This window comes from uncultured Tepidimonas sp., from assembly GCF_938045175.1.
Taxonomy (GTDB): Bacteria; Pseudomonadota; Gammaproteobacteria; order Burkholderiales; family Burkholderiaceae_C; genus Tepidimonas.
Genome location: NZ_CALIND010000109.1, coordinates 1 through 8,803 on the forward strand (window position 1 = coordinate 1; position 8,803 = coordinate 8,803).

The following is an 8,803-nucleotide window of genomic DNA, read 5'->3' on the forward strand; positions in this document are numbered from 1 at the left end:
CCATCGCGGCCTCGCGCGTTTGCTTGACGGCGATGTCAGCCAGGTCGCGGATGATGCTGTCGACGTCCTTGCCGACGTAGCCGACCTCGGTGAACTTGGTGGCCTCGACCTTGATGAAGGGCGCGCCAGCGAGCCGGGCCAGCCGCCGCGCGATCTCGGTCTTGCCCACGCCGGTCGGGCCGATCATCAGGATGTTCTTGGGTGTGATCTCGGCGCGCAGCTTGGGGTCGACCTGCTGGCGCCGCCAGCGGTTGCGCAGCGCGATGGCCACCGCGCGCTTGGCCGCCTGCTGGCCTACGATGTGCTCGTCGAGCTCGGAGACGATCTCCTGCGGGGTCATGGCAGCACTCACGACAGCACCTCCACGGTGTGGTGTTGGTTGGTGTAGATGCACAGGTCGCCCGCGATGCGCAGCGCCTCGCGCACCACGGCCTCGGCCGGCAGCGCCGTGTGGTCGAGCAGCGCCAGCGCCGCCGCCTGCGCGTAGGCGCCACCGGAGCCGATAGCCACGATACCGCGCTCGGGCTCGAGCACATCGCCGTTGCCCGTGATGACCAGGCTGGTGCTGCGATCGGCCACGGCCAGCATCGCCTCCAGCCGACGCAGCACGCGGTCGGTGCGCCAGTCCTTGGTCAGCTCGACCGCGGCGCGCAGCAGGTGGCCCTGGTGCTTGTCCAGCTTGGCTTCGAACCGCTCGAACAGGGTGAAGGCGTCGGCCGTCGCGCCCGCAAAACCGGCCAACACCTGGTCGCGGTAGAGCCGGCGCACCTTGCGCGCACTGCCCTTGACCACGATGTGGCCAAGCGTAACCTGGCCGTCGCCGCCCATGGCGACCTGCACGCGGCCGGGGTCGGCCGGATCGGGGCGCCGCACACTGACGATGGTGGTGCCGTGAAAGACGGCAGAAGAGGACGAGGGGCTTTCCATGCCCGCTATTGTCGCAGGCGCACGGTGGCCACCTCGTCGATGCCGACCACATGGAAGAGCACCGCCAACAGCGGGCTCACGCCGTCGAACTCGACCCACACGCCGCGCCCGCGTGCCGCCAACAGCCACTGCAGCAAGGCCCCCGCGGCCGCGAAATCGACCCGCTGCAGCCGCCGGGCATCGAGGACGAGCCGCCGTTGCACGTCGGCGTCTCGAAGCGCCGCATCCCACGCGGCCAGCACCGCAGCGATGTCGCCGAGCAGCACCCCCTCCAACCGCAACACGGGCGCGGCCTCGGGGCCGTGCGTGGGCACCGACCAACCCGATGCCTGCACCGTGGGTACAGCGGGAAACTCGGACTCGGCCGCCGGCAGTGCCGACGTGGCGAGCTCGGGCCACGCAGCGACCTCGTCCAGTGACGCCGCGGGCTGGGCCGGCGCCAATGGCGCGGGCGCTGGCGGCAGCTCGGGCCAGGCGTCCGTGGCCTCGACCCGCGCCACCGGCTCCCGCCAGGTGGGGGGTAGCTCGCCGTAGGTCACACACCAGTCGAGCGCGACCAGATCGAATTCGTCGCGCCGCCCCATCAGGTGCAGGGCCGCCAGCCGCAGGCGCCACCACACGGGGTGATTCTCGCGCCGCCCGGACGGCGTGCTGGCCTTCAAGCGTCGCCGCAGCACGGCGCAGCCGCGCCAACGCATGACGAGTGGCCGCTGGGCCCACTGGGCCAACACCGTCGCCAGCCGTTCGGCAGCCTCGATATCGGCCGACAGCAGATCCGTCCAGTCCAGCCACACCACGCCGTCGGCGTCGTCCACCCGCTGCGCCATCGCTTCGACGGCGGCCGCATCGAGCAGGGGCGGGCAAACCCACGCCACCGGCGCCCCCGTCGGCTCGGCCGGCATGGAGGCGGGCGTCGCCGCTGCCGCGGGCGGCAGCACCACAGGCCAGCGCGGCACCGGCTGCCCGAAACGATCCGCCCACTCTGCGGCCCATTCGTCGAACCCCTCGACGTCGCCCGCCGCCCACAACAGATCGAGCAGCATGCGCCCCGCCACGCGGGCCAGCGGCGAACGCACTTCTTGCGCCTGCAGGGCCTCCAGTGCGCGCCGCGCCTCGTCCAACCGGCCGTTGGCGAATCGCACCGCCGCCTCGGTCAACACCGGATGCGCGAGCCACGTTTCCAGCGCCGCCTCCGGGGGGGTGGTCTCGTGCGCCACCAAGTCGATGCTCATGCGAGGAGCCCCGGCACGCGCCTGCAAATGGCCACTGACGATCGGTCCCGCTCGGGCGTCTCCCGGCGCGCCGATGCGCAGACCCGGCGCGTCCGTGGCGCGGGGCATCCAGTGCTGCGCCATCTGGGCCTCGATGCGCGCGATTTGCTCGATGGTGCGGGATTTGTCCGGCCCAGAGCGGTGCCAGCCACTGCGGGCGTGGCTACTGCTGGACGGCGAAGCCACCGGCTCGGACGCAGTGCCTGCCGCTGGCCGCACCCTCATCAGCTCGCGCAGCTCATCGAGTTCCTGGTGGCGCACGCGATCGTTGCGCCGTTTGCGCAAAATGGCCGCCTTGAGGGCGCGCCGCTCCTCGTCCAGCCCGGCAACACCGCCATCGCGGCGCGCGCCCGGGCGCCACCAGCGCTGCCACAGCTGCCGCCACCAGCCAGCACTGGTGGGCGTCGTGGGCTGGTCAGGCATGGGGTGCACCCTCGCAAAAACGCCAGGCTCGCCAGCCCGTTGGCGCGTCAGTCGCCAAACAGCTTTTGCTTGAGTTCGCGCCGCTGCTGGGCCTCGATCGACAGACTCGCCGTCGGCCGCGCCAGCAGCCGTCCGACCCCGATGGGCTCGCCGGTCTCTTCGCAATAACCGTAGTCGCCACTGTCGATACGCGCCAGCGCCTGCTCGATCTTTTTGAGCAGCTTGCGTTCGCGGTCGCGCGTGCGCAGCTCGAGCGCGTGCTCTTCCTCGATGGTAGCGCGGTCGGCCGGGTCGGGCACCACCACCGTGTCTTCACGCAGGTGCTCGGTGGTCTCGCCGGCATTGCTGAGGATGTCGGCCTTGAGCGCGAGCAGCTTGCGGCGGAAATACGCCAGCTGCACATCGTTCATGTACTCGCTGTCGGGCATGGCCAGGATGTCGGCGTCGGTCAGCTGCTCGACGGGCAGCTTTTTCCAGTTATCGGCCCGGGCGGGATCTTTGCGCAGGGCGGAGGCGGTCGTCGGGGCAACGGTGGTCGTCATGGTAGGTTCGGGGGCATAGCTGGCCTTGGCCGCGCGCGGGTCGTGCGTGGGCGCCACCGCTTCGGTGGTCTGCGCATGCATGGCGGCCTTCTCGGCGCGGCGCGAGGCCGCCACCGACGGTTTGCGCGCCGCGCGCGGCTTGGCCTCACCACCGCCCCCGTCGGACGGGGCGGCCGAGGCGGCATCGGAGGACGGGACCTCGCTCGATGGCGAACGGTTCTTCACGGCGCATCTCCTCTGGTCTGAACGGGTGCGGACGCTGAGCGGCGACACCCCGGCGGCCTCCCCGCCGCCTGGGCACACCCGACCGAATGGGCGCCGATTGTAAGCGCAGTCGGGGCTGCGCTGGCCCCGCATGTGGCAGCAGGCCGACGCGCGTCACGCCAGCGATTGTTCCAACCCCTGCACCAGGATGTCGCGCGGCAGGTCGATGCCGATGAACACCATCTTGCTCTCGCGCGTCTCGCCCGGCTTCCACACCGGCCCGAGGTCGCTGCCCATCAGTTGGTGCACGCCCTGAAAGATGACCTTGCGGTCGGTGCCCTGCATGTACAACACCCCTTTGTAGCGCAGCAGCTTCGGCCCCCAGACCTGCACCACCGCACCCAGGAAGTCCTCCAGCTTGTACGGATCGAACGGACGCTGGCTGCGCCAGACGAAGCTCTGGACATCGTCGTCGTGGTGATGGTGCTTGCCGTGGCCATGGCCATGCCCGTGCTCGTGCGCGCAATGGCCGTGCTCATGGTCGCAGTGGCGGTGGTCGTCGTGCTCGTGGTCGTGCGCGTGCCCGTCGGCCTGCAGAAAGTCCGGGTCGATCTCGAGCTTGGCGTTGAGGTTGAAGCCGCGCAAATCGAGTACCTTGGACAGCGGCACCTGGCCGAAGTGCACCGGCTCGATGGGCGCGCGCGGGTTCATGTGCTTGAGGCGATGGATGAGCGCATCGAGCGCCTCGGGCGTTACCAGATCGGCCTTGCTGATGAAAATCTGGTCCGCAAAGCCCACCTGGCGGCGCGCCTCCTGCCGCTCGTCGAGCTGCTGCGGGGCGTGCTTGGCGTCCACCAAGGTCACAATGGCGTCGAGCAGGTAGCTCTCGGCGATCTCGTCGTCCATGAAAAACGTCTGCGCCACCGGCCCCGGATCGGCCAGCCCGGTGGTCTCGATGATCACGCGATCGAACGCCAGCAGCTCCTTGCGCCGCTTGGCCGCCAGCAGCGACAGCGTGCTGCGCAGGTCCTCGCGGATGGTGCAGCACACGCAGCCGTTGCTCATCTGCACGATTTGTTCCTCGGTGTCGGCCACCAGGATCTCGTTGTCGATGTTTTCGGCGCCGAACTCGTTTTCGATCACGGCGATGCGCTGCCCGTGCGCCTCGGTGAGCACGCGCTTGAGCAGCGTGGTCTTGCCCGAGCCCAGAAAACCGGTGAGGATGGTTGCAGGAATGAGTGCCATGGGATCAGTGTAGAGCAGGTGTCAAGGCCGGCGCCACAGCACCAGCCCTTTGAGGTACTCGCCCTCGGGAAAGGCGAGCCCGGTCGGATGGTCGGGGGCTCCGCCGTGCCGCGCCACGATGGTGGCGTCCACCCCCGCCTCGTGCGCGGCGCTGGCGATGATTTTCTGAAACAACTCGACCCCCACCGCGCCCGAACACGAATACGTCAGCAGCAAACCACCCGGGCGCAGTAGCTTGAAGCCCAGCCGATTGACGTCTTTATATGCCCGCGCGGCGCGCTCCAGGTGCGTCGCCGACGGCGCGAGCTTGGGCGGATCGAGCACGATCAGGTCGAACTGCCGCCCCTCGGTCGCGAAGGCGCGCAGACTCGCGTTGACATCGGCGTCCAAAAAGGTACAGCGTGCCGCCTCGAAGCCGTTGAGCGCCACGTTGCGTTGCGCGCGCGCCAGTGCCGGGGCGGAGGAGTCGATCGACGTCACGTGGCGCGCCCCACCGGCGAGTGCCGCCACCGTGAACCCCCCGGTGTAGCAATAACAGTTGAGCACCTCCGCCACCCCAAAGCGGCGCGTCAGGTGCGCGCAATCGCGCCGGCTGTCGCGCTGGTCCAAGTAGTAGCCCGTCTTGTGTCCCTCGGCCACGTCCAGACTCAGGCGCCAGCCGTTTTCTTGGATCACGCACTCGGTGGGGCCGGTACCCCGCAGCCAGCCCGTCACCGGCGGCAGCCCTTCGCGCTGGCGCACGCTGGCGTCGGAACGCTCGTACAGTCGCGTCAGGCCCGTCACCCGCAACAGCGCGTCGGCGATCGCGGCCTTGTGCCGCTCGGCGCCGCTGCTGCCAAACTGCGCGACCAGCGTCTCGCCGTAGCGATCCACGACCAAGCCCGGCAGCCCATCGGACTCGCCGTGCACCAGCCGCACGCCGTCGCTGTCGATGGCCAGCCGCGAGCGCAGCTCGACCGCAGCGCGCAGACGCCGCTCGAAAAACGCGCCGTCGATGCGCTCGGCCTCGTCGAAGCTCCAGACGCGCACGCGGATCTTGGAGCGCGGCGCATACGCGCCCCAGGCCAGAAAGCGCCCGTCGGCGCTCTCCACCCGCACGGTCTCGCCGGCATCCGCCTGACCGCGCTCGATCGCGCCATCGAACACCCACGGGTGGTGGCGCAGTAGCGAGCGCTCCTTGCCCGCTTTCAGTCGAATCGTCTTCATGGGGATGGATTGTCCCACCGTTCCATCAGACTTACTCATTCCTGCTCACGCAGGAACGAAGCTGACTTCCTGCTTCACAGAGGCTGGTTTCGTCTTGAGCTTGCGCCCAAGGCCAGAGCCTGCCTCTCCACAGGCTTGACATCCGGCGGAACTCGCCGTAGGGCCGCTTAGGGCGGCCAGGCCATACGCCAGGAGATTCCTGGCGGCATTCACATCGCGATCATGGATGATTCCACAGTCCGGGCACGTCCATTCACGCACCGACAGCGGCAAATCATCGAGCCTGTGCCCGCACGCCGAGCACGTCTTGCTGCTCGCAAAGAAGCGATCTGCCACCACCACCTGCCCGCCGCGCATCGCGGCCTTGTATTGCAGTTGCCGCCGGAACTCGAAGAATCCCATGTCCATGATGGAGCGGGCCAGATGGCGGTTCTTTGCCATGCCGCGCACGTTCAGATCCTCGATGCCGATGGTGTGAAACCGGCGCGTGAGGTCTGTCGTGAGCTTGTGCAGCGCGTCCGCGCGGATGTTGACGATCCTGGCATGCAGCTTTGCCAGTCTGGCTCTGGCCTTCTTGCGGTTGGCCGAGCCTTTTTGCTTGCGACTCAGGCTGCGCGAGAGCCTTCGCAATCGGTCCAGCAGCGCCTTGTGGGGCTTCGGGCTGGGAAACATCTCTCCCGTCGAGAGCGCGGCGAGTGCCGACACACCCAGATCGACGCCTACCGCGCCTTGGTTCTCGGCTTTGGGCAGGTGCGACGTGTCGGATGTGTCCACGGTGATGCTGGCAAACCAGCGGTCGGCCACACGGGAGATGGTGGCCGACATGAGCTTGCCAGCGAAACGCAACGGCTCGCGCATGCGCACCCATCCCAGACTGGGGATGCGGATGCGACAGCCGTCGATGCTGAACTGGTCGTTGGTGAGCGTGAAGCGGTCATGCACGCCCTTCTTGCGAAACTGCGGATAGCGGGCACGGCCTGCAAAGAAGTTCTGGAACGCCTGCCCCAACTGGATGATTGCCATCTGCGGAGCGCACTTGGTCACCTCCAGCATCCAAGGGAACTGCTCACGCTTGATGGCGTTGAGCTGTCGACGCAAGGACTGCTGCGATGGCTTGGGCAGGCTAGGGTTGGCTTTCCATACCTCGTACTGGCGCTTCCACTCGACTAGTGCCCAGTTGTAGGCAAAGCGCGCAACACCGCACGCACGGGCAAAGTAGGTCGCCTGTGCGTTGTTCGGATCGAGCGCGATGCGGTGGGCAATCAGCATTGCGCAGCCTCCACGGCAGCCCGCACGCCTTCGATGAGCTTCTGGTTCTTGCGGGAGCGGCTGCCATAGAGCCGGGCACTGAAGACGGTGATGATCTCCAGCACGTCTTTTGCCAAGTCTTCCTCGAACGTCGTGTCCTCGCCCTGGTTGAGGATCACGACTTCGACGTTCTTCGCCTCGCAGATGGCAAACACCAGTTCCGCGCCCAAGCGCAGCAGCCGGTCTTTGTGCGTGATGACCAAGCGCCCGACCTGCCCGTCGATGATTGCATCGAGCAGGCGCTTGAGGCCCTTCTTGTGATAGTTCATGCCGGAACCCAGGTCGGCAATGACCTCGAACGTCCAGCCTTGGCGGGCGCAGTAGCGTTCGAGCACCTGCTTTTGCCGCTCTAGGTCGTCTTTCTGGTCGTGGCTGGAGACCCGTGCGTAGGCGATGGTGCGCCGCGCCGTTTCCGCTGCGCGGAATTGCTCTGGCCGAAGCCGCGCAAGGTCGTAGCGACGCCGGCCACCCGGCGTGCGTTCATCGGGCAAAAGCCGACCTTCGCGCTCCCAGCGGCGCAGAGTCTGCGGCGACACGCCCACGAACTCGGCGGCCTCTTGAATGCTGACCATCTTGCGAGACATGATCAAAATATACACTTCTGCGCAATAACAGTCAACTTTTTATATGAGTCCAGTACCTTTGGCACTCGGGTTGATGTTGCAAGAAGAAGGATAGCGGTGAACGCTGGCCGAGGGTGTGGTGCGGACGCTGAAGCGTTGTAGAAGACGAGCCAGTCGGCGAGCTTGCGGTTGAAGAGGGCGAGGTCGGTAAAGAGCAACTCCTCGTGGTCGTCCACGAAGGACTCCTGGATCGTGCGATGGAAGCGCTCGGCGTGGGCGGGCGTCCGGGCGTTTTGGGGTAGGTGTACCAGCGCTTGACGCCGCGCTCCTTCAAGGAGCTGGGCGAAGTCGGCTTCGAACTCGCTGCCGTTGTCGGACAGCACCGTCGTGGGGCTCTGGGGCAGCAGGGACAGGCCCCGTTCGAGGGCGCGGGCGGTGTACCGGGCGTGCTTGGAGGGTAGCCCCACGGCAAAAGCAAAGTGTGAAACTGGATCGATGAAGGTGACGATGTAGCGGGGCATGCCGCAAGCGACTGCGCTCGCGGGTAGAGCAGGCCAGCACCTCCAGGGCTTGGGCTTTGACCTTGGTGGGGTGGAGGGTGCGTAGCCGCCGGATTTCGCTCACCAGGCGCGGGTCGGTCTTGGGCACCCTGCGCTTTCGTGGAGCGCAGGATTGTGCGGCCAGGGCAGCCGGGTTGCCGCCTTGGGCTTTGAGGGCGGCTTTCCAGCGGTAGAGGGTGCGGCGCGAGACACCGAAGGCGTCACGGGTCGCGGCCAGTCCGTGCTTGTCGAAGAAACGAAGAATTTCAAGGCGTCTGTGGGCATCTTTGGGTGTCATGTCCCAAAGATGCCCCAGAGCCGCTACCCGGTAAAACCCCCGGATGCGGTACCCACCGCGGTGGATTTGCATGGCACTCCTCTTGGTTCACAGGAGTGCCAAAGGTTTCTGAGCTTATGCATGCACTTTTATCTAAGCGGGGATGTCCTGTTTTTTGTGTGTGGGGCGGTTTCTGAATCTGTCCTCGTGTCGTTCAGCGTGGTGCGAGGGTGAAGCGGTCGCCGTATAGTATCGCGAACTGGTTCATCGCCGATTTCCACTCCTTGCTCGCCCGCTT

Annotated in this window: 9 protein-coding genes and 1 pseudogene; all 10 read right to left on the reverse strand. The window is 67.0% G+C overall.

Annotated elements, in window-relative coordinates; translation table 11 throughout:
- A partial coding sequence (locus Q0716_RS05735) for an AAA family ATPase (protein ID WP_299020739.1) occupies positions 1 to 340 on the reverse strand: 340 nt, incomplete at its 3' end.
- Between the two features lie 8 nt (positions 341 to 348).
- On the reverse strand, positions 349 to 927 hold the full coding sequence (gene hslV, locus Q0716_RS05740) for an ATP-dependent protease subunit HslV (protein WP_299020714.1): 579 nt from the start codon (positions 925 to 927) through the stop codon (positions 349 to 351).
- Positions 928 to 932: 5 nt separating this feature from the next.
- A complete protein-coding gene (locus Q0716_RS05745) occupies positions 933 to 2,621 on the reverse strand; it encodes an STAS domain-containing protein (RefSeq protein WP_299020717.1) in 1,689 nt (562 codons plus the stop codon).
- Positions 2,622 to 2,668: 47 nt separating this feature from the next.
- Positions 2,669 to 3,436 carry an RNA polymerase-binding protein DksA gene (gene dksA, locus Q0716_RS05750; RefSeq protein ID WP_299020720.1) on the reverse strand — a complete coding sequence of 256 codons (768 nt, stop codon included), beginning with the start codon at positions 3,434 to 3,436 and terminating at the stop codon, positions 2,669 to 2,671.
- 105 nt (positions 3,437 to 3,541) lie between these two features.
- Positions 3,542 to 4,612 (reverse strand): GTP-binding protein, encoded by a 1,071-nt coding sequence (locus Q0716_RS05755; protein WP_299020723.1) that lies wholly within the window; start codon positions 4,610 to 4,612, stop codon positions 3,542 to 3,544.
- A 21-nt stretch (positions 4,613 to 4,633) separates the two neighbouring features.
- Complete coding sequence (locus Q0716_RS05760) at positions 4,634 to 5,818, reverse strand: class I SAM-dependent methyltransferase (protein WP_299020725.1); 1,185 nt, start codon at positions 5,816 to 5,818, stop codon at positions 4,634 to 4,636.
- Between the two features lie 45 nt (positions 5,819 to 5,863).
- The gene (locus tag Q0716_RS05765) at positions 5,864 to 7,087 is read right to left on the reverse strand and encodes an RNA-guided endonuclease TnpB family protein (RefSeq protein WP_299020731.1); all 1,224 of its coding nucleotides are present in this window, start codon (positions 7,085 to 7,087) and stop codon (positions 5,864 to 5,866) included.
- Positions 7,081 to 7,710 (reverse strand): IS607 family transposase, encoded by a 630-nt coding sequence (locus tag Q0716_RS05770; RefSeq protein ID WP_299020734.1) that lies wholly within the window; start codon positions 7,708 to 7,710, stop codon positions 7,081 to 7,083. The genes Q0716_RS05765 and Q0716_RS05770 overlap by 7 nt, the downstream gene beginning before the upstream one ends.
- 2 nt (positions 7,711 to 7,712) lie before the next feature.
- A complete protein-coding gene (locus Q0716_RS05775) occupies positions 7,713 to 8,210 on the reverse strand; it encodes a hypothetical protein (protein WP_299020737.1) in 498 nt (165 codons plus the stop codon).
- 187 nt (positions 8,211 to 8,397) lie between these two features.
- A pseudogene (locus Q0716_RS10940) lies at positions 8,398 to 8,598 on the reverse strand (helix-turn-helix domain-containing protein); the annotation flags it as partial.
- Positions 8,599 to 8,803 lie beyond the last annotated feature (205 nt).